Origin of the sequence: Pantoea sp. 1B4 (genome assembly GCF_016925765.1) — a bacterium.
In the GTDB taxonomy this organism is placed as follows: domain Bacteria; phylum Pseudomonadota; class Gammaproteobacteria; order Enterobacterales; family Enterobacteriaceae; genus Pantoea; species Pantoea agglomerans.
Window position 1 is genome coordinate 912547 of sequence record NZ_JAEUWZ010000001.1, and the last position, 21035, is coordinate 933581.

Annotated in this window: 16 protein-coding genes and 4 pseudogenes; 7 read left to right on the forward strand and 13 right to left on the reverse strand. The window is 57.5% G+C overall.

The window, feature by feature from the left end; translation table 11 throughout:
• The first annotated feature begins 193 nt into the window (after positions 1-193).
• Positions 194-1966, forward strand: coding sequence for a bifunctional UDP-sugar hydrolase/5'-nucleotidase UshA (gene ushA, locus JNO11_RS04260; protein ID WP_325176955.1), 1773 nt, complete (start codon positions 194-196; stop codon positions 1964-1966).
• Positions 1967-1995: 29 nt separating this feature from the next.
• Here ushA and JNO11_RS04265 read toward each other — a convergent pair whose 3' ends face one another.
• Positions 1996-2427, reverse strand: a complete 432-nt coding sequence (locus JNO11_RS04265) for a multidrug/biocide efflux PACE transporter (RefSeq protein ID WP_022626100.1) — start codon at positions 2425-2427, stop codon at positions 1996-1998.
• 89 nt (positions 2428-2516) lie between these two features.
• On the opposite strand from JNO11_RS04265, the pseudogene JNO11_RS04270 reads away from it, so the two are divergent.
• Positions 2517-3387, forward strand: a pseudogene (locus tag JNO11_RS04270) (LysR family transcriptional regulator).
• Here JNO11_RS04270 and ybaK read toward each other — a convergent pair.
• The 3 genes from ybaK to copA all read right to left on the reverse strand — a co-directional run bounded on the left by ybaK (position 3384) and on the right by copA (position 7426).
• Complete coding sequence (ybaK, locus tag JNO11_RS04275) at positions 3384-3863, reverse strand: Cys-tRNA(Pro)/Cys-tRNA(Cys) deacylase YbaK (protein ID WP_022626098.1); 480 nt, start codon at positions 3861-3863, stop codon at positions 3384-3386. The pseudogene JNO11_RS04270 and the gene ybaK sit on opposite strands and share 4 nt — an antisense overlap.
• Before the next feature lie 174 nt (positions 3864-4037).
• Positions 4038-4841 carry a TraB/GumN family protein gene (locus JNO11_RS04280; RefSeq protein WP_010259069.1) on the reverse strand — a complete coding sequence of 268 codons (804 nt, stop codon included), beginning with the start codon at positions 4839-4841 and terminating at the stop codon, positions 4038-4040.
• Positions 4842-4912: 71 nt separating this feature from the next.
• Positions 4913-7426 carry a copper-exporting P-type ATPase CopA gene (copA, locus tag JNO11_RS04285; protein WP_325176956.1) on the reverse strand — a complete coding sequence of 838 codons (2514 nt, stop codon included), beginning with the start codon at positions 7424-7426 and terminating at the stop codon, positions 4913-4915.
• Positions 7427-7523: 97 nt separating this feature from the next.
• On the opposite strand from copA, the pseudogene cueR reads away from it, so the two are divergent.
• Positions 7524-7929 (forward strand): annotated as a pseudogene (gene cueR, locus JNO11_RS04290) (Cu(I)-responsive transcriptional regulator).
• Here cueR and JNO11_RS04295 read toward each other — a convergent pair.
• From JNO11_RS04295 to JNO11_RS04310, 4 genes and pseudogenes are all read right to left on the reverse strand, one after another.
• A pseudogene (locus tag JNO11_RS04295) lies at positions 7917-8364 on the reverse strand (NfeD family protein). The pseudogenes cueR and JNO11_RS04295 sit on opposite strands and share 13 nt — an antisense overlap.
• A complete protein-coding gene (locus JNO11_RS04300) occupies positions 8364-9278 on the reverse strand; it encodes an SPFH domain-containing protein (RefSeq protein ID WP_010259065.1) in 915 nt (304 codons plus the stop codon). The pseudogene JNO11_RS04295 and the gene JNO11_RS04300 overlap by 1 nt, the downstream one beginning before the upstream one ends.
• Before the next feature lie 58 nt (positions 9279-9336).
• The gene (locus JNO11_RS04305; protein WP_325176957.1) at positions 9337-10194 is read right to left on the reverse strand and encodes a co-chaperone YbbN; all 858 of its coding nucleotides are present in this window, start codon (positions 10192-10194) and stop codon (positions 9337-9339) included.
• Between the two features lie 79 nt (positions 10195-10273).
• Positions 10274-11047: an SDR family oxidoreductase gene (locus tag JNO11_RS04310; RefSeq protein ID WP_325176958.1), complete on the reverse strand. Its 774-nt coding sequence runs from the start codon at positions 11045-11047 to the stop codon at positions 10274-10276.
• Positions 11048-11406: 359 nt separating this feature from the next.
• Between JNO11_RS04310 and JNO11_RS04315 the strand changes: the two genes are divergently transcribed.
• Positions 11407-12051 (forward strand): hypothetical protein, encoded by a 645-nt coding sequence (locus JNO11_RS04315; RefSeq protein ID WP_033779638.1) that lies wholly within the window; start codon positions 11407-11409, stop codon positions 12049-12051.
• A gap of 498 nt (positions 12052-12549) precedes the next feature.
• Here the strand turns inward: JNO11_RS04315 and tesA are convergent, their stop codons facing one another.
• A complete protein-coding gene (gene tesA / locus JNO11_RS04320) occupies positions 12550-13167 on the reverse strand; it encodes a multifunctional acyl-CoA thioesterase I/protease I/lysophospholipase L1 (protein ID WP_325176959.1) in 618 nt (205 codons plus the stop codon).
• Between tesA and ybbA the strand changes: the two genes are divergently transcribed.
• Positions 13135-13821 (forward strand): putative ABC transporter ATP-binding protein YbbA, encoded by a 687-nt coding sequence (gene ybbA / locus JNO11_RS04325; protein WP_033756810.1) that lies wholly within the window; start codon positions 13135-13137, stop codon positions 13819-13821. The genes tesA and ybbA overlap by 33 nt on opposite strands.
• Positions 13818-16235, forward strand: coding sequence for a putative ABC transporter permease subunit YbbP (gene ybbP / locus JNO11_RS04330; protein ID WP_325176960.1), 2418 nt, complete (start codon positions 13818-13820; stop codon positions 16233-16235). The genes ybbA and ybbP overlap by 4 nt, the downstream gene beginning before the upstream one ends.
• Before the next feature lie 257 nt (positions 16236-16492).
• On the opposite strand, the pseudogene purK reads toward ybbP, so the two are convergent.
• The 4 genes and pseudogenes from purK to ppiB all read right to left on the reverse strand — a co-directional run bounded on the left by purK (position 16493) and on the right by ppiB (position 19403).
• Positions 16493-17558 (reverse strand): annotated as a pseudogene (gene purK, locus JNO11_RS04335) (5-(carboxyamino)imidazole ribonucleotide synthase).
• Entirely contained in the window at positions 17555-18061 is a 507-nt protein-coding gene (purE, locus tag JNO11_RS04340; RefSeq protein WP_010259054.1) for a 5-(carboxyamino)imidazole ribonucleotide mutase, read from the reverse strand. Before purE ends, purK begins: the two are co-directional and overlap by 4 nt.
• A gap of 131 nt (positions 18062-18192) precedes the next feature.
• Positions 18193-18909 (reverse strand): UDP-2,3-diacylglucosamine diphosphatase, encoded by a 717-nt coding sequence (gene lpxH, locus JNO11_RS04345; RefSeq protein ID WP_061901692.1) that lies wholly within the window; start codon positions 18907-18909, stop codon positions 18193-18195.
• Complete coding sequence (gene ppiB, locus JNO11_RS04350; protein ID WP_010259052.1) at positions 18909-19403, reverse strand: peptidylprolyl isomerase B; 495 nt, start codon at positions 19401-19403, stop codon at positions 18909-18911. Before ppiB ends, lpxH begins: the two co-directional genes overlap by 1 nt.
• A gap of 212 nt (positions 19404-19615) precedes the next feature.
• Here ppiB and cysS point away from each other — a divergent pair, with 212 nt between their 5' ends.
• Entirely contained in the window at positions 19616-21001 is a 1386-nt protein-coding gene (gene cysS, locus JNO11_RS04355) for a cysteine--tRNA ligase (RefSeq protein ID WP_010259051.1), read from the forward strand.
• Positions 21002-21035: the final 34 nt, after the last annotated feature.

The following is a 21035-nucleotide window of genomic DNA, read 5'->3' on the forward strand; positions in this document are numbered from 1 at the left end:
AACAAACCAGTCTGACACTGGCGCGGCCTTGCGGCTATTGTCATGCTCAGCAAAAGCGGTCCGGAGATAAAAAAGAGCGGCATACAAAGGCAGGCGGATGTGCGTTGGCCTTGAGTTCGCCGGGGGGAATGTGCGACACAGTGGGGCAAGCCGGCAGAAAATCGGGCCAGACGGCAAATTAAGGAGAATCACAGTGTTGTTATCTAAATGGACAGGGGCGGGCGTGGCACTACTGGTGGCCCTGATGCCGCTGTTTTCACAGGCCGCCCAGGCCGATCGCACCTATCGTTTCAGCCTGCTGCACACCAACGATGAGCATGGTCATTTCTGGTTTACTGAGCAGGGTGAATATGGTCTGGCGGCGCAGAAAACCTTGATGGATACGATGCGCTACGATGTGCAGTCCAGAGGCGGCGGCGCATTGATTCTCTCTGCCGGTGATGTGAACACGGGCGTGCCGGAGTCCGATGAGCTGGATGCTGAACCCGATTTTCGCGCGATGAACCTGATTGGCTATGATGCCATGGCGCTGGGCAACCATGAGTTCGACAAGCCCATCGCGGTCCTGCGCAAGCAGGAGAAGTGGGCGCGATTCCCGCTGCTCGCCGCCAACGTTTATCAGAAAAGTACCGGTCAGCGCCTGTTTAAGCCCTGGGCGGTATTCAATCGTCTCGGGCTGAAAATTGCGGTGGTCGGGCTGATCACCCCGGATACGGCGAAACTGGCCAATCCGGCGGGCCTGACGGATACCGAGTTCCGCGATCCGATTGCGGAGGCGGAGAAGGCGGTTGCCGAACTGCGCGCCACAGAGAAGCCGGACGTGATTGTCGCGCTGACCCACCTTGGTCATTATGACGACGGTAAGCATGGCAGCAATGGCATTGATGACGTCACCCTGGCGCGCAGCCTGCCTGCCGGCACCATCGATCTGATTGTGGGTGGTCATTCGCATGATGCGGTCTGCATGGAAAAAGAGAACGTCAGCGTCAAAAATTATCAGCCGGGCCAGCCCTGCAAACCCGATCAGCAGAACGGGATCTGGATAATGCAGGCGGATAAATGGGGCAAATATGTCGGACGTGGTGACTTCACCTTCCGTAACGGGCAGGTGACGCTGGAGGCTTATCAGCTGGTGCCGGTCAACCTTAAACATCAGATAAAGAACGCGGATGGCAGCGAAACCTGGCTCACCTGGCAGGAAGAGATCCCGAAAAACACCGCCATGATGAAACTGCTGATGCCATTCCAGAAACGGGCTGAGGCGAAGTTAACCGTGAATGTCGGTAGCGCCGACGGCAGCTTCAGCGGTGAAAAAGAGCAGGTTCGCTTTGAGCAGACGAATCTCGGCCAGCTGATTCTGCGCGCCCAGATGGCGCACACCAAAGCCGATTTTGCGGTGATGAGCGGTGGCGGTATTCGCACCTCGCTGAAATCGGGCAAGCTGAGCTGGCGTGACCTGCTGCAGGTCCAGCCGTTTGGCAATCAGGTGGTCTCGGTCAGCCTGACCGGGGCGGAGATCAAAAAATATCTGGATGTGGTCGCTAATATTCAGCCTGACTCAGGCGGCTACGCCCAGTTTGCCGGCATCAGCCTGACCGCAGACGGTAAACATGTCAGCGACGTCAGCATTAACGGTAAACCGCTGCAGGATGCGCAGCATTATCGCATGGCAACCAACAGCTTCAATGCGGCTGGCGGCGACGGTTATCCGCGTCTGGATAATCATGCGGGTTATCTCAACAGCGGAGCAGTTGATGCGCAGGTGTTGCGTGACTGGATCAAGACGCACTCGCCGGTCAAAGCCAGCGACTATCAGCCGAAAGGGCAGATTGTGCATCTGAGCGATGAGCAGATCCGGGCGCGGGATGAAGCTGCGGAAAAAGCGCGCAAGCGTAACTATCCAAAAATGATCCTGGCGTGGATCTGGCCGTGGGGGGAACGAAACAGCCGCCACGCATTGAACTGACCGGGAGGCGCTTGCGCCTCCCGTTTTTCTTACGCCCGGCAGGGGTGACGTCTGATCCAGCGCTCGCGCAGTTTGTCCCACACCCAGTTGTAGGCCATGGTGTAGGGCAGGAAGAAGAGGAAAAAGGCCACTTCGACCAGGAAAGCCTGACCCAGAGAGATATCCAGCATCCAGGCGGCAATGGGCAGACCAATCAGGATAAATCCACCTTCAAACCCCAGCGCATGTAATACACGCACGCCCGGGCCACGTTTCTGGCCTGGCGCATAGAGGCGATCAAATCCGCTGTTGTAAATCATGTTCCATAGCATCGCGACCGTAGAGAGCATAATCGCCAGCGATCCCATCTGAAACAGCGGTTTATTCATTGCCCATGCCGCCAGCGGCGAAACGGTCAGAATCGCCAGTGTTTCAAAGCAGACAGCATGAAGAATACGTTCTTTAAGTGAGCGGGTACGCATTGTGAGTTCTCCTTCAATAATGCGGCGCATTTTCACACGTCGGAATGCTAAGATAAAATGAACACCTATCGAAAAAAGCGATGGTTCAGATGCGTTACTCCCCGGAATCCCTTGAGGCTTTTATGCAGACTGTGGCGAGCGGCTCTTTCTCTGCCGCTGCGCGCGCGCTGGGTAAAAGTCAGTCCACCATCAGCGCGGCGGTAGCCAGTCTTGAAGACGACCTTGGCTTTGCGCTGTTTGAACGGGCAGGGCGTCAGCCGGTTCTCACCGAGCAGGGACGCCGCGTTATTCCTCAGGTTCAGCAGATCCTGGCGGCCAGCGAGCGGCTGGATGCGCTGGCAATACGGTTGTCGCAGGGCGTTGAACCCCGGCTCAGTTTTGCCATGTCAGACTTCTGGCAAACCGATCATCACGAGCATCTGCTCAGGCAATTTGATGCCCGTTATCCGGAGATTGAACTGGAGGTCATGATTGCCGAGGATGGTGATGTGCTGGATCTGCTGCAGGCCGGGCGGGTACATCTGGGCGTGGTGCGGGCACAGCCCAATCTGCCGGTGGATATTGCCGTGGCGCGACTGCAGGTTGAAGCACAGATGGCGGTCTTTTTTACATCGCGATCATCCGCTGGCTCAGCTTAAGACCCTGAGCGAAAGCGAGCTGGAAGGGGTTCGTCACCTGCGATTAAATACCTGGGTTGAGGCATCTGAACCCGCGCCAATGGGCCGCATCTGGTCGGCACCGACCTATCTGTTACTGCTGGAGATGGCGGAGCAGGGATTTGGCTGGACGATTCTGCCGCGCTGGCTGGTGAAACAGTTTGGTCATGGCGTTCTGAAAGAGTTGTCGATGCCGGGCTGGCCGCAGCATATCGCCATTGAGGTGGTCTGGTCACGCCGTACGCCACCCGGTCCGGCGGGTCGCTGGATGATCGATCAGCTCTGCGCCCAGCCACGGGTTTAGTCGTGGCGGGCGATATCCGCAAACGGGGCGTCCAGCAGTCGTGAAAGATCCTGGGGAGCCAGTTCGATATCCAGCCCACGCTTGCCGCCTGAGATAAACATGGCGTCAAACGCGCTGGCTGAGTGGTCGATCACCGTAGGCAGCCGTTTTTTCTGGCCCAGCGGACTGATGCCGCCCACCAGATAGCCAGTGACCCGCTGGGCCAGCTGTGGGTCGGCCATATCCGCTTTCTTCGCGCCCAGCGCTTTTGCCACTTTCTTGAGATCCAGTTGCGTCGATACCGGCGTAATCGCCACTGCCAGCTGTTTTGCCTCGCCATTCAGCGCCACCAGCAGCGTCTTATAGACCTGGCGCGCATCCAGATTGAGTTTACGTACCGCTTCGTCACCAAAATGGGTTTCGCTGCTGTCATGCTCATAGGGATGGAGGGTGAAGCTGACTTTTTGTTTTTCCAGCAATTTTACGGCGGGCGTCATACAGGTTCCTTACTAAGAATAATCTTATTACGCAGAATCGTGGAAAAAGGTGGCGAAACTTTGTTCTTTGAGTGAAAATTAGCCGCGCGCCAGCAATCTGATTGCTGAGCGATAACCAAAATCATAAACAAATTCCTCTTTGACGGGCCGATAATATTATCGGCTCTCTTTTTTTCAGGGCTTCTTCAGCATCTCAGGCAGGTTATCTTCGCCGTAGAGATGCAGAGCACCGACCGCTACCACATAGTTTCCCGCCGATAACCCCTGAAGCCGGTCACACCACTGCGCATTTCGCTGACCGATCAACGTATCATTCAGCGCCTGGCTGAAGGTGGCGGGCAGGGTGATTTCCGGCTGGCGTGGCGGCGTATCGAGCCACCAGCTCACCATCATCTGCAGCAGGCGCGCATTGGTGTGCCAGTGCAGCAGCGTATCCTGCAACAACGCCATGCCATCATCTGGCAGCGCAGTCAGCAGGGCGATCTGCGCCTCTGCGCCTTCCAGTTCAATCACCGGTTTGTTCAGACCTTTCGCGGCCTGCAACAACTGATAATCGATGCCGTAGTCAGGTCGCAATCCCAGCCTTTGTGCCTGCTGCGCCTGTAACATCAGCGCCACCTGCCAGGCGGGCAGATTATCAAACAGGCTCAGATTGAGGCTCATCTCCTGACAGAGTGCGGTGAGCGTTTGCATCGCGTGGCTATCCAGTCGGGTGGAGAGCGCAGGACGATCGCCGTGGTGATCAAAGGGTGAACCACCCTGCGTAATATCCGCTTCCACAATCAGTGCATCCGCCTGCTGCAACTGACGCAGCAGACGGGCGGGCAACGGCTGCATGTCGCGCGTCCCCATGTGGATGCTGCCGACCAGATGCAGCTGACGATCGCCAAGCCGGACATCCATCGCAGGCCAGCGGTAACTGGCGGGAAAAAGTTGGCTGATAAAGCCGCGCAGTGAGCGCCAGATGTTGCCTGTCATTCCCGGTCCTTTGCGATTCAAAACCCCATGCTAGCGACTTCAGCGCGTGAAAAACAGCGCTGAAACGGCGATCACTCGCGCGGTGGCCGGTAACGCAGCAGGCGGTTAGCATTGCTGACCACGGTAATGGAGGAGAGCGCCATCGCTGCACCCGCCACAATCGGGCTGAGCAGGGTACCGGTCAGCGGATAGAGCACACCCGCTGCCACCGGAATGCCGATGCTGTTATAGATAAATGCCCCAAACAGGTTCTGCCGGATATTGCGCAGGGTCGCGGAAGAGAGCGCTAACGCGTCTGCCACGCTGTTCAGGTCGGCACGCATCAACGTGATGCCCGCGGTTTCCACCGCCACATCGCTGCCGCCACCCATGGCAATGCCCACATCGGCCTGCGCCAGTGCGGGCGCGTCATTGATGCCATCACCCACCATCGCGACGCGACGGCCCTGCTGCTGTAATTGTTCAATTGCAGCCGCTTTGCCTTCCGGCATCACGCCCGCAATTACTTCATCAATACCGACCTCGGCAGCAATGGCGCGCGCGGTATTTTCATGATCGCCAGTCAGCATAATCAGGCGATAACCCTGCTGATGCAGTCGCTTCAGAGCTGCGCCGCTTTCCGGTCGAAGCTGATCGCGCAGCGCGATAAGCCCGGTTAGCTGGCCCTGCTCAGCCAGTAACACCGGCGTTGCACCCTGTTGCGTCAGCCGCGCAATCTCTGCTTCCGCCGCCTGGTAATCGACGCCGTTATCCTGCATCAGCGCGGCATTACCCAGCAGCAGCGTTCTGCCATCCAGACTACCGCTGACCCCTTTGCCGCGTATTGTACGAAATTGCGCTAACAGAGGCGGCTGGGTCAGTTTCGCTTCGGCGACAATCGCTTTCGCCAGTGGATGACCCGAGGCGAACTCCAGCGCAGCCGCGGTCGTTAATACTGATTCACGGGTGGCATCGCCCCAGACCTGCACGTCACTCACCTGCGGCTTGCCGGCAGTAAGTGTGCCGGTTTTATCAAACACCAGGGTGTCGATTTGGCTGGCGCGCTGCAAGGCATCGGCGTCGCGCACCAGCACCCCCAGCTCTGCGGCGCGGCCAACACCGGCAATAATCGACATCGGCGTTGCCAGGCCCAATGCACAAGGACAGGCGATAATCAGCACGGTTGTCGCGATCACCAGCATGTAGGCAATTTGTGGCTGCGGTCCGAACAGATACCACACTGCGCCGCTGAGCAGTGCGATCAATACCACCACCGGGACAAAAACGGCGGAGATGCGATCCGCCAGACGGCCCACATCCGGTTTACTGCTCTGTGCCTGACGCACCAGCCGGATAATGCGCGACAGGGTGGTGTGATTACCCGTCGCCCGGGCAATAAATTCTACCGAGCCATCCTGCACCAGGGTGCCGGCAAAGATGGCTGCGCCCGGGGTCTTGCTTTGCGGCACCGCTTCGCCGGTCAGCATCGCTTCATCAAACCAGGCTTCACCGGTAGCGATCTCGCCATCGACCGGCACCCGATCGCCGGTGACCAGCCGCAGCGTCATGCCGGGCTGCACTTCGCTGACCGGAATCAGCCTGTCGCCCTGTGGATCAACCTGCCGCGCCTGGGCTGGCGTCAGATCCAGCAATCTTTCCAGCGCTTTAGAAGATCGCTGACGCGCCCGCTGTTCCAGGGCATGCCCCAGATTGATCAGGCCCAGGATCATGACGCTGGCTTCGAAATAGAGATGGCGCGCCTGTGGCGGGAAAAAGTCGGGCCACAGCACCACGCTAAAGGAGTAAATCCAGGCGGCGCCTGTGCCGAGTGCCACCAGCGTATCCATGGTGGCGCTGCCATTGCGTAAACTGCGCCAGGCACTGCGGTAAAAATGGCTGCCGGTGACGATCATGATCAGCAGAGTCACGATGCCCAGCGTCAGCCAGACGCCGTGGTTGTGGTCGGTGAGCATCATGTTGTCGCCCACCATGCCCCAGATCATCAGCGGCAGGCCAAACGCCAGGGCGACAGCAGCCTGCCAGCTGAAACGCCGCATCGCGCTGCGGGCGCTGAGCTGCTGCTTCTCACGTCGCTCCTGCTCGTCATCCACCACCTGCGCGCCATAACCCGCGGCATCGACGGCCGCTACCAGCTGCTGCGGATCAGCGTCGCCCAGCACCAGCGCACTGCGTTCGCCGAGATTGACGCGCGCCTGGCTGACGCCTGCGACCTGCTGCAGTGCTTTTTCCACCCGACTCACGCAGCTGGCGCAGGTCATGCCCTCAATCAGCAGCATATGGGTGGGGAGGGTTGTTCCTGCCGGACGGGAAGCAGTCTCCGTTGTCAGCGCCTCCGGCGGCGGCTCTGATGCTGTCAACGGTTCAGACTTTGGGGAAGCGTCCGCGGTTTTCAGCGTCGCGTGATAACCCGCCTGCTCCACGGTGGCGATCAGCGCGGCCGCATCTGCGTGACCGGAAACCTGCGCTTCCTGTTGGGTCACGTCGGCCTGGTCAACATCATCGCGTTGTTCCAGTGCCTCTTTGACACGTTTGACACAGTGGCCGCAGGACAAGCCGTCCAGTGCCAAAGAGATAGTGTGTGACATAATCAACTCCTTCTGTAATCCCATTTGACCGATTGGTCATTTTCGATTCATGCTTAAGCATAAACCTTCCATCAAGGGGAAGGTCAAGGGGACGAAAATGAACATCAGCGATGTGGCAAAAAAAGACCGGGCTGACAAGCAAGGCGATACGTTTTTACGAAGAGAAGGGGGTGGTGACGCCGCCGTTGCGCAGTGAAAATGGCTACCGCAGCTACAATGGACACCATCTTGAGGAGCTGAACCTGTTACGTCAGGCGCGACAGGTTGGCTTCACGCTGGATGAGTGTCGTGAGCTGGTGGCGCTGTTTAACAATCCGTCGCGCCACAGTGCCGATGTAAAAGCCCGTACTCTGCAGAAAGCGGAGGAGATTGCGGCGCATATTGAAGAGCTACACGTCATGCGGGCTCGCCTGCTGGCGCTGGCAGAGGCCTGTCCCGGCGATGACGGCGCCGAATGTCCTATTATCAACAATCTGGCCGGGTGCTGCGGTCAGCGTGGCTGAATACGCAGCGTAATCCCCTCAATGCCGGTTACGACCACTGCTGTGCCCGCAGGCAGATCCTGCTCCGCCTCAACCCGCCAGCTGCTGTCCCCGATCCGCACATGGCCGGTGCGGTTATGCAGCGCGGTATCCAGCGTCAGCTGCAACCCGATCATCTGACTGCCGCGCTGGTTCAGGGCATTGGGTTTCTGACGCGCTTCACGGTGGCGCATCCAGCGATACCATAAAAAAGACGCAGACCAGCGTCATCGCAGCAAACAGAGAGCCCTGCGCCGTCCAGCTTACCGGCACAAACCACTCAATGAGGCCGACGATGACCGCCGCCAGCCCGCTCCAGAGCAGGTAACCGCTGGTGCCCAGCATCTCAGCCGCCAGCAGTAACCCACCCAGCGTCAGCCAGAACCAGTGCGGATGCGCGATAATATCGACCAGCATCAGCGTTTCGACTCAGTGCGTGATTCCTTCAGCAGTTCACCGATGCCCGCAATCGAACCCAGCAGACTGCTCGCCTCCAGCGGCATCATCACCACTTTGCTGTTGTTGGCTTCACCGATTTTTTGCAGCGCATCGGTATATTTCTGCGCCACAAAGTAGTTAATGGCCTGAATATCACCTGATGCGATCGCTTCCGAGACCATCTTAGTGGCGTTAGCTTCCGCTTCAGCCTGACGTTCGCGCGCTTCTGCCTGCAGGAACGCCGAGGTCCGTTCACCTTCTGCTTTGAGGATTTGCGACTGCTTATCCCCTTCAGCGCGCAGGATCGCCGCCTGTCGCACCCCTTCGGCTGTCAGAATATCGGCGCGTTTAGTTCGCTCCGCTTTCATCTGCGCATTCATCGCGCCAATCAGCTCCTGCGGCGGACGCACATCGCGGATCTCGATGCGGGTGATCTTGACGCCCCACGGATTGGTCGCTTCATCCACGATATGCAGCAGGCGGGTGTTGATGCTGTCGCGCTGTGACAGCATTTCGTCCAGCTCCATGCTGCCAAGCACGGTACGCATATTGGTCATGGTGAGGTTAAGAATCGCCTGCTCAAGATTGCTGACTTCATACGCGGCACGCGCGGGATCAACGACCTGAATAAAGCAGACCGCATCGATGGTGACGTTGGCATTGTCTTTGGAGATGATCTCCTGCGAGGGAATATCCAGTACCTGTTCCATCATGTTGATCTTACGACCGACACGATCCATGAACGGCACAACCAGGCTTAATCCTGGCTGCAGGGTGCGGGTATAACGGCCAAAGCGCTCAACCGTCCATTGAAAACCTTGTGGCACGATCTTGACGGTGGCCCAGACCGCCACCAGCGCCAGAATAATCAGGGCAGGAATTACAGTTATCATACAACCTCCGCGTTGTCAGATTAACGGGCCGAGTCGCTTCGGCCCGGGGTGCTGCCGCTTAGTAGAGCAGGGAATAGAGCTGACGACGATAACGCGCGGCAAGTGCATCGCCGGTACCCAGCGCCGCCAGAATCTCCTGCAGCATTTTACGCGTCTGGCCATCAGCGGCATTAAGATCGGATTTCAGGAAGCTGAACAGCAGTTCCAGCGCTTCTTCATTACGACCCACCTGATGCAGCTGTAACGAGAGTTTAGCAGCCAGCCCGGCGTTAGTCGGGTCAGCCTCCAGCTGGGATTGCAGCTGCTGAATCTCCGGCGTATCCGCTGCCTGTTTCAGCAGATCGATCTGCGCCATCAGGCTCTGATAGCGGGTATCCTGATCCTGCAATGGCACCACTTTCAGCACCGCTTCCGCTTCATCGCTGCGGTTCAGGGTAATCAGTACGTCAGCCAGCAGGAAACCGATCTCGCTGGACTGATTGCTCAGCTGCCACGCATCTTTTAACAGCGGCAGCGCCTCCAGCGGTTTACCTTCCTGCATCAGCGCCATCGCCTGCTGCGCTTTCAGCTCTTCTTCGCGCGGCAGGACTTTTTCCAGCAGGGCGCGGATCGCTTCTTCCGGCTGCGGTCCCTGGAAGCCATCAACCGGCTGACCATCCTGGAACAGATAGACGGTCGGGATTGAACGCAGACCAAACTGCGACGCCACCCTTTGCTCTTTGTCGCAATCCAGTTTTGCGAGAATAAACTGACCCGCGTACTCCTGCGCCAGGCGCTCCAGCACGGGCGTCAGATCCTGACAGTGCTGGCTGCGCTCAGACCAGAAGTAGAACAGCACCGGCAGCTGCATCGACTGCTCAAGGGTCTGCTGCAGGTTAGATTCGTTGATGTCGATGATAGAAGCTTGTGGTGACATGGATAAGTCTCTTTGCAAAAAGTGTTCTAAGAATATGGGGCCAACTGGCCCGGCTTCAAGCGCTATTGCGCATGGCTGATTAATGGCTGCGCAAAATGCAATCCAGCATCCAGCCGGGGAGTAACCGTTTCAACAGGCTCATTATGTGTGCGACCAGTGTCACCGGATAGCGTAAACGCGGATGTTTACTCTCGAGTGCATGACGAAGTTTAGGCAGAATGGCTTCCGGTGGCAGGGTAAAACGTGCCGCGATGCCAGGGTTGCGCACCGGGTTATGCTGTTCGCCCTGCGTCACATTGTCGGTAAAGCGGGTCTGAATCGGACCCGGTTCAATCAGGCTGACCCGGATGCCGCGGCTGCGCACTTCAAGCCGCAGCGCATCGCTCCAGGCTTCCAGCGCATATTTACTGGCGGCATAGGCGCCCCGGCCTGGCGTGGAGATCAGCCCCAGCACCGAGCTGGTATTAATAATGCGGCCATCGCCGCTGGCCTGCAACGCGGGTAACAGACGCAGTGTCAGCTGATGGACGCCGAAAAAGTTGCTGGAAAACTGCTGTTCCAGCTGCTGGCGGGAGAGGGTGTGCAGCGGGCCATAGAGACCAAATCCGGCGTTATTAAACAGCGCCGTCAGACGGTTATCGCAGAGCGCGAGCACTGTGTCGGCGGCCTGATCCACACTTTGCGGATCGTCGAGATCCAGTTGCAGCCCGGTAAAGCCCAGTGTTTCCATGCGGGCGACATCCTCTGCTTTACGGCAGGCGGCGATCACCCGGTAGCCCCGCGCCAGTAAATCGTGGGCGGCAACCAGGCCAATACCGCTCGAACAACCTGTAATCAGAATGGTTTTTTGCACAAATTCATCCCCTTCGAATCTCATGTTTTTTTAATAAGCTGTTATTTCTTCTGCATGTATACCTGATTGCAATGAGTCAGCATTTCACGTTTCTCTTTTATCTTCCTCCTGATTTACCAGGAGTCTGCCGTGAAAAATGAGTGATTACGATAACATCTTAATAATGATCAGACCCAGACCGGGCATAAAGTCTCTGCCATTTTGATGTTACTGGTTTTGCTTACATCATCTGGCGAAATGACAGATCTGGCGTGGCACAGGAGGAAATTCTGGCTGGCGGGTAAACTCAAGAAATCGTCTGGAAGCACTCATGAACTTTAGTTATTATTCGTACAGATTCAGGACCGCAGGGATGATATATGGACATTAAACAGGCTGCACTGGGAATTCTCGATGGGATATCTTCCATACCAAATACAGCTTACATGGGTATGGTCAGAAGTTGGGAGGGGAGCGGACTCGCAGGGCAGAGTGCTAAACAAAGAAATCAGGCTGAGACGGAGCGTTTTTTCTATATGCTCAAAAGCCTGGGTAATGCTGAGTCACCTTTACGCAGACTAATTACTCTTGTTTTCACCTGGTTTTATCAAAAGCTCGATGATGAAGGAAAGGAGGCTGTTAACAATAAATTGGGGTACGGCGCTGGAAGCATTGCAGGACGAACAGCCGGGCAAATTACATTGGCACAGACAACAGCAAGTATGATGTTGCGTCGGTTGGCTATTGACGAGGCATACAGGCATTTCATCCGATTCAGTGCTTCAGCCTCTCTAAACGTGGTGATGTTACAGGGGATAATTGAAGAGTCAGCAAGAGCGTCAAGAAGGATGAAAAACAAATATCCGGCTACGCACGCCAGGGTATCAAAAGAGAATTTAGATATGGTTTATTTCCTCGTTGAACGACAATTAGAGCCTTACCTTGTGTTCATCGAAGGACATCCTATTAATTGTAAAGGAATACAAGATGAAATTTGTAAAATCGTTAATGTCCCACGCAATTGAAGGAACCATTACCTTTTTTGTCTGTGATTTTTGCTATGGGTTCTTTTTTCTGGTTTGAAAGCACATGGCTGAAACTTACCGGGTGTATCGGAGCATTAATAGTTGGCTATGTGATTTCATACGGAGCGGCGAAAATCAGAGGTGGCTGAACCTGAATTGCTGCTGTGATTTTGCAGCTATTAATAATTTTGCAGCTACTAATAATTGAGTTGAGTAGTTCTGGCTCAATGTTTTATTTAATGGTGAGATCGTTTTGTACTAACCTGCCACCAGAACGCCACAGACGCCCGCTGCGCCACACAAAAGCGCGGTCATCACACTTGATAACCCTATATAGATCATCCTCACAGCGCGGCACATGTAAAGCCGCTGTCACCACTTTGCCGCCAATAACAAAAAAAACGATATTAAATTATTGATTTAAATAATTTATTATATGCGGCAAAGTGCTTTTTCATTTCTTTACCCTTTTGACGCATCCCTGCGCGCTACGGCTGCTTAACTAAGGGGGGCCAGGTCTTTTGCCATTAACTGGGCGATAAAAGGCTGGGCATCAGGATTAGGATGAATGCCATCCTGCTGCATCCACTCGGGTTTCAGATAAACCTGTTCCATGAAAAAGGGCACCAGAGGAATGTTATGCTGCTGCGCTAATCCGGGATAGATGCCGCTGAACGCTTCGGTGTAGCGGCGGCCATAGTTGGCAGGCAGACGAATCTGCATCAGCAGCGGCTTCGCATTGGCGGCTTTAACATCGTCGATAACTTTACTCAGATTCTGCGCGATAGCGTCGGGCGGGAAACCGCGCAAACCATCGTTACCGCCCAATTCGATTAACACCCATTGCGGCTGATGCTGTTTTAATAGTGCGGGCAGGCGCGCCAGCCCCTGTGCAGCCGTATCACCGCTGATACTGGCGTTGATCACTTTAGGTTTTTGCTGCCACTGCTTATCAAGCAGGCTGGGCCAGGCCGCAGTGGCAGACATGCGATAGCCCGCACTCAGGCTGTCGCCCAGCACCATCAGCGTATCTGCAGCAGCAAGACGCGACACCAGCAGAAGAATCAATAACAGGAAGGGATAATGCCAGCGGAAAACATTGTTGAAGTTCATCATCTTACTAAGTCCGTCGGTCAGGGAGAGCATCAGTTAACCATCCTTACCGGAGTTGAGTTGGTTGTCAAACCAGCTGAGACCATTGCGCTGATTGGCGAGTCCGGTTCCGGCAAGTCAACCCTGCTCGGAATTCTGGCCGGGCTGGACGATGGCAGCAGCGGCGAAGTTCATCTGCTGGGGCAGCCACTGCATCAGATGAACGAAGAGCAGCGTGCGGCCCTGCGTGCGCGACAGGTCGGCTTTGTATTCCAGTCATTTATGCTGGTGCCGACACTGAATGCCCAGGAGAATGTGCAGCTTCCTTCGCTGCTGCGCGGCGACAGCGACCGTCAGAGCCGTGAACAGGCGAAAGAGCTTCTGACGCTGCTCGGACTGGGTGAACGTCTGCATCATCTGCCCGCCCAGCTTTCAGGCGGCGAGCAGCAGCGGGTGGCGCTGGCCCGCGCCTTCAGTGGCCGTCCTGGTCTGCTGTTTGCCGATGAGCCTACCGGCAATCTCGATCGTAAAACCGGTGACCGCATCGCCGATCTGCTGTTTTCCCTTAACCGTGACTTCGCCACCACGCTGATTCTGGTGACGCATGACGAGCAACTGGCGGCGCGCTGCGATCGTCGCCTGCGGCTGCGCGACGGTAAATTGTGGGAGGAGCAATGATCTGGCGCTGGTTCTGGCGCGAGTGGCGTTCGCCCTCGCTGCTGATTGTCTGGCTGGCCCTGACGCTGGCGGTCGCCTGCGTGCTGGCGCTGGGGTCGATCAGCGATCGCATGGAAAAAGGGCTGAATCAGCAGAGCCGTGATTTTATGGCCGGCGACCGTACGCTGCGCAGCAGTGATGCAGCGCCAGAAGCCTGGCTGGCAAAAGCGGCTGAAACCGGTCTGACGGTGAGCCGTCAGCTGACCTTTATGACCATGACCTTTGCCGATCAGTCACCGCAGCTTGCCTCAGTAAAAGCGGTGGATGATCGCTACCCGATGTTTGGCACGCTGCAGACGCAGCCACCGGGGCTGAGGCCGCAGGCGGGAACTGCGCTGGCAGCACCGCGCCTGATGGCGCTGCTGAACCTGAAAGTGGGCGACACGCTGGAAGTGGGTGACACCCAGCTGCGCATCAGCGGCGAGGTGATCCAGGAGCCGGATGGCGGCTTTAACCCGTTTGAGATGGCGCCGCGTCTGCTGATCAATCTGGCGGATGCCGCCAAAACCGGTGCGATTCAGCCAGGCAGCCGCATCACCTGGCGCTATAAGTTTACCGGTAATCCCGATCAGCTGGCCAGCTATGACCGCTGGGTTGAACCGCAACTGAAGGCGGACCAGCGCTGGATCAGCGTGGAGAACTCGGAAGATGCACTGGGCCGTTCGATGCAGCGGGCACAGCAGTTCCTGCTGCTCTCGGCCTTGCTGACGCTGATGCTGGCGATTGCGGCCGTGGCGGTCGCCATGAGCCACTATTGCCGCAGCCGCTACGATCTGGTGGCAGTGCTGAAAACCCTGGGTGCGACGCACGGCGCGTTGCAGCGGCTGATCATCGGTCAGTGGCTGGCGGTGCTGCTGCTGGCGGCGATTGCCGGTGGTCTGGTGGGGCAGGGCGTTGAAGCGATCCTGATGGCGATGCTGAAACCCGTGCTGCCTGCCAGCTTACCGGCGGCCAGCGTCTGGCCATGGATCTGGGCGGTGGGATCGTTGTTTGTGATTTCGCTGCTGGTGGGTCTGCGTCCCTATCGTCTGCTGCTGGCGACACAGCCGCTGCGGGTGTTGCGGCGCGATGCGGTGGCGAATCTCTGGCCGCTGAAGATCTATATTCCGGTGATGATCGCGGTGGTGGTGACGCTGTTAGCGCTGCTGGTTGGCGGCAGTAAAATGCTCTGGGCGCTGCTGGCGGGTGTGGTGGTGCTGGCCGGATTGCTGGCACTACTCGGCTGGGGAACCCTGCTGCTGCTGCGTCGGCTGGTAGTGCGCAATCTGGCGTTACGACTGGCGATCAACCGGCTGCTGCGCCAGCCCGGCATGACGCTGAGCCAGCTTGCGGCCTTTTCGCTGTCGTTCATGCTGCTGGCGCTGCTGCTGGTAATGCGTGGCGATCTGCTGGATCGCTGGCAGCAGCAGTTACCGGCGGATAGCCCGAACTTCTTCCTGCTGAACATGACGGCAGATCAGGTGCCGCAGGTGCGTGATTTCCTGCAGTCGCATCAGATCACGCCCGGGACCTTTTACCCGATTGCGCGGGTACGGCTCAGTGAACTCAACGGCAAACCGGCCGATCCGAAGCTGGATAACGCCCTGAACCGTGAGCTCAACCTGACGGAACTGGCCGATCGTCCGGATCATAATCCGCTGGTGGCAGGCAACTGGCCACCTAAAGCGGGTGAAGTGTCGATGGAAGTGGAGCTGGCCGATCGGCTGGGGCTGAAGCTCGGCGATACCCTGACGTTCGACGGCGATACGCAGACCTTCAGCGCGCGCATTACCAGTTTGCGTAAAGTGGACTGGGAAAGCCTGAAGCCGAACTTCTTCTTTATCTTCCCGCCGGGCGCGCTCGACAGCCAGCCGCAGACCTGGCTCACCAGCTTCCGCATGGAGGCGAATCCTGTTCTGCTGGCGCAGCTTAACCGTGCTTTTCCGGCGCTGAGTCTGCTGGATATCGGCAGCATTATGCGGCAGATCGGTCAGGTGCTGGCGCAGGTCAGCCAGGCACTGGAGATCATGGTGGTGCTGGTGACCGCCTGTGGCGTGTTGCTGCTGCTGGCGCAGATTCAGGTCGGTATGCGTCAGCGGCGTCAGGAGCTGGTGGTCTATCGCACGCTGGGTGCCGGTAAACGGCTGCTGCGTACGACGCTGTGGTGTGAGTTTGCATTGCTCGGCGTGGTCTCCGGCGTGGCAGCGGCGATGGGGGCAGAAGCGGCACTGTGGGGATTACAGACTAAGATTTTCGACTTCCCGTGGCAGCCTGACTGGACCCTGTGGCTGGCGCTGCCGTTGTGTGGCGCGCTGCTGTTGTCGCTGTGCGGTGGCTGGCTGGGGATCCGATTACTGAAAGGGAAGGCGCTGTTCAGGAAGTTTGATGCGGCGTAAGGGAGTGTAGGCATAAGGCTGCACTAAGCCCGCCTTTGACCTTCATCCAGATCGCACCCATCACCAGCAAGCGGGTAACGGGAAACGAAGAGCAAAGCGTCACGCGCCAGGGATGGCGCGTGCCGAGCTGGCAGGGATGCCGTTTTTGCGTCTTTGCGATCGTTTCCCGTTACCGGCGTCTCCCTCTGACTTAAAGGCGACTGCTCAATCGCTCTAAGCTGCCTGGTAAAGCCATCATCAGACTCCGGTGCGGGAAACTACAGCTTTTCAACCGCCCAAGCGATGCCGCTGGCGTACGCTTCCGGTAGCTGCGGCACCAGCGAATTCAGTGCCGCTTTTAGCCGTTCTGTATCGCTGTCGGTCAGATTCAGATGGCCCACTTTACGACCCGGGCGCACCTCTTTGTCATACCAGTGCAGATGCACCAGCGGCTGCTGCAGCCAGCTGAGATTCACGTCAGTGCCAATCAGATTGACCATCGCCGACGGCGCAAATACCACCGGCTGTGGTAATGCCAGGCCAAGAATGGCGCGCAGATGCAGCTCAAACTGGCTGATCGACGCACCGTTCTGCGTCCAGTGCCCACTGTTATGGACGCGCGGCGCCAGCTCATTGATCAGCAATCCGTCTGGCGTAACGAAACACTCCATCGCCATTACGCCGACGTAGTTCAGTTCCTGCATGATCGCGCTCAGCATCGCTTCGGCCTGCTGCTGCTGTGCCTGATCCGCCTGCGGCAGCGCAACGCTGGTGCGCAGAATGCCATCCTGATGCAGGTTATGCGTCAGCGGATAGAACACCACCTGGCCATCGTGACCGCGCGCCCCCCACCAGTGACACTTCACCGGAAAAGTTGATGCCCTGCTCAACGATGCATTCGCCGTAGCACGCTTCCGGCAGGGTGTGAGTCTCATCGGCACGCAGACGCCACTGACCCCGGCCGTCGTAACCGCCGGTGCGGCTTTTCACAATCGCTAACTCGCCCAGCCAGTCGAACACCGCTGGCCATTCGCTTTTATCTGCCAGCAACTGCCACGGCGCGGTGGCCAGTCCCAGCTGATCCAGCAGCTGTTTCTGCGTGAGACGATCCGCCAGACGCGGAAAGATATCGCGGTTAACAAAGGCCGGATGGCTGGCCAGCTCACGCGTCAGCGCCGTCTCCGGCCAGCGTTCGATTTCGGCGGTGATCACGCTGTCGGCGATAGGGAGCGCGGTGGGATCGGCGTCTAAGCCCACCGGATACACCGCGATGCCCAGGGGTTCACCCGCCTGACGCAGCATACGACCTAACTGGCCGTTGCCCAGTACGCAAACCGGCTTCATGCATCCACCCGCGGATCGGGATGGTTCAGCACCTCATCGGTCTGGCTCTGACGCCAGGTGGTCAGGCGTAACGCCAGCGCACTGTCATGCAGCGCCAGAATCTGCGCCGCCAGCAGCGCGGCATTGGCTGCGCCCGCCTTGCCAATCGCCAGCGTACCAACCGGAATACCGCGCGGCATCTGCACAATCGAATAGAGGCTATCGACGCCGCTCAGTGCTGCGCTCTGCACCGGCACACCCAGTACCGGCACCAGCGTTTTTGCCGCCAGCATACCCGGCAGATGTGCCGCGCCACCTGCGCCAGCAATAATCACCTGAAGACCCTTGTCGGCTGCCGTTTCGGCGAAGCTGAACAGTTTATCCGGGGTGCGGTGCGCAGAGACCACTTCAACATCAAAAGGGACGTCCAGGCTGGAGAGGATTTCAGCGGCGAACTGCATGGTGGCCCAGTCACTTCTGGAACCCATAACAATGGCGATGCGGGCCGGGGCGTTGGATGACATGGGGTCAACTCCTGTGAATGAACAAACAGACCTGGCCGGGCGGACAGGTTTTGAAGGGCACCGAGAATAGCATGAGAAGCACGCAAGGAAAACGGTTGCGTCGGGCTTAAGGTCGTGGATTTAACCGCAGATTAAAAGTCGAAATGGATAAGCTGAATGCCACTGGCGTCGAGCTGGATCATGGAACCCCGGCAGTGCCAGGCACCCAGCACCGCGCGTTGCGCCGGTTCACCCTGCAGGCTCAGCGTATGAATCGCCGGGCGATGAGTGTGACCGTGGATTAACAGCGGCACCTGCTGGCGCAGCATAGTGGCGACGACCGCTTCCTGATTCACATCCATGATGGTCTGGGATTTATGCTGGTTGGCCTGTTTACTGTCGGCGCGCATCCGGGCGGCAATGCGTTTACGTATCCATAACGGCAACGCGAGAAACAGCCGCTGGATCCAGGGATTATGCACTTTGGCCCGAAAACGCAGGTAACCCGCATCGTCGGTACAGAGCGTATCGCCGTGCATGATCAGCAACCGATGGCCGTAGAGCGTCAGCACCTGCTCTTCCGGCAGCAGCGTCATGCCGCAGGCCTGCGCGAAGCGTCGGCCAATCAGGAAGTCGCGATTGCCATGGATAAAGTAAACCGGAACCGGCAGGGCGCGCAGGGCGCGGGCAACCTGCTGATGCAGCGGATTGGGATCGTCGTCGCCAATCCAGGCTTCAAACAGATCGCCGAGAATATAGAGCGCGTCGCAGTGGGGTGCTTCGCGCTGTAAAAAATGCAGAAAACCGGCGGTAATCGCCGGTTCTTCCTGACACAGATGGAGATCTGCGATAAACAGCGTGCGCGACATTACTCGCTGACGGTCACTTTCTGGATAACGACGTCGTCTTTTGGCACATCCTGGTGCATGCCGCTGCGGCCGGTAGAGACCGCTTTGATCTTCTCGACCACATCCATACCTTCAACCACTTCAGCGAACACGCAGTAGCCCCAGCCCTGAACGCTTTCGTCACGGAAGTTCAGGAAGTCGTTGTCAGCTACGTTGATGAAAAACTGTGCGGTCGCAGAGTGCGGCGCAGAGGTACGTGCCATTGCCAGCGTACCTTTGGTGTTTTTCAGGCCATTGCTGGCTTCGTTCTGAATTTCGGCTTTAGTTTCTTTCTGCTTCATGCCCGGCTCGAAGCCGCCGCCCTGAATCATAAAGCCGTTGATTACGCGGTGGAAAATGGTGTTGTCGTAAAAACCTTCACGGCAGTAATCCAGGAAGTTCTGTACGGTTGCTGGCGCTTTATCATCGAAAGTTTTGATTACGATATCGCCATGGTTCGTCTGGAAAGTTACCATTTTTGTCGTCCTGTAAAGGTTGTCATCAGTTGCTGAGGTCGCTCTGTCGATTGGCGTCCCCCTTTTTGTCGACCGTTCTTATATCATAATTTCCAATGACGCGTCAGCAGCGCGGCGCAGTTGGCTTGCTTTGCGTCGCGCGAGCGATAAAAATACGGCACAATGTCTGGATACTTAAAAGTGCCAACCACACGCGAAAACGGAACCGTTCAATGCTTAAGATTTATAACACCCTGAGTCGACAGAAAGAGGAATTCAAACCCATTCATGCCGGTAAAATCGGGATGTATGTTTGCGGCATCACGGTGTATGACCTCTGTCACATTGGTCATGGGCGGACGTTCGTGGCGTTTGACGTGGTGGCGCGCTACCTGCGTTACCTCGGTTATCAGCTTAATTATGTACGTAACATTACCGACATTGATGACAAAATCATCAGGCGCGCCAACGAAAACGGCGAGAGCATCGAAACCCTGACTAACCGCATGATTGGCGAGATGCACAACGACTTCGCCGCGCTGGGGATTCTGCCTCCCGATGAGGAGCCGCGCGCTACCCGTCACATCGCTGAGATTATCGAGCTGGTGGAGACGCTGATCGCTCGCGGTCACGCTTATGTGGCGGACAATGGCGACGTGATGTTTGATGTGCTCAGCGACACCGATTACGGCGCGCTGTCCCGTCAGGATCTTGAGCAGTTGCAGGCGGGCGCGCGCGTTGAAGTCGCCGACGTGAAGCGCAACCCGATGGACTTCGTGCTGTGGAAAATGTCCAAAGCGGATGAGCCAGCCTGGTCATCGCCGTGGGGCAACGGTCGTCCCGGCTGGCACATCGAGTGCTCGGCAATGAACTGCAAACAGCTGGGCACCCATTTCGATATCCACGGCGGCGGCTCCGATCTGATGTTCCCGCACCATGAAAACGAAATCGCTCAGTCGAGCTGCGCCCATGACGGTCCTTACGTCAACTACTGGATGCACTCCGGCATGGTGATGGTTGATCGCGAGAAGATGTCCAAATCGCTCGGTAACTTCTTCACCGTGCGTGACGTGCTGCAACATTATGATGCGGAGACGGTGCGTTACTTCCTGATGTCCGGTCACTATCGCAGCCAGCTTAACTACGGCGAAGATAACCTGAATCAGGCGCGTGCGGCGCTGGAGCGTCTCTATACGGCACTGCGTCACACCGACAGCAGCGTGCCTGCCCACGGCGGCGAAGCGTTTGAAGCGCGGTTCCGCAGCGCGATGGATGATGATTTCAACACCCCGGAAGCCTATTCGGTGCTGTTCGATATGGCGCGTGAAGTGAACCGCCTGAAAAGTGAAGATGGCGCTTCAGCGCACGGGCTGGCGTCGAAGCTGCGCGAGATGGCCAACGTGCTGGGCATTCTGCAGCAGGATCCTGAGCTGTTCCTGCAAAGCGGCGCGCAGGTCAATGACGAAGAGGTTGCCGAGATTGAGCACTGGGTGAAAGCCCGTGCCGATGCGCGCGCCGCCAAAGCCTGGGCGGAAGCGGACATCGCGCGCGACAAGCTTAACGCGCTGGGTGTCATCGTCGAGGATGGGCCACAGGGCTCCAGCTGGCGTCGAAAATAAACCGGAGAGGGCGAGCAATCGCCCTTTTTTTATT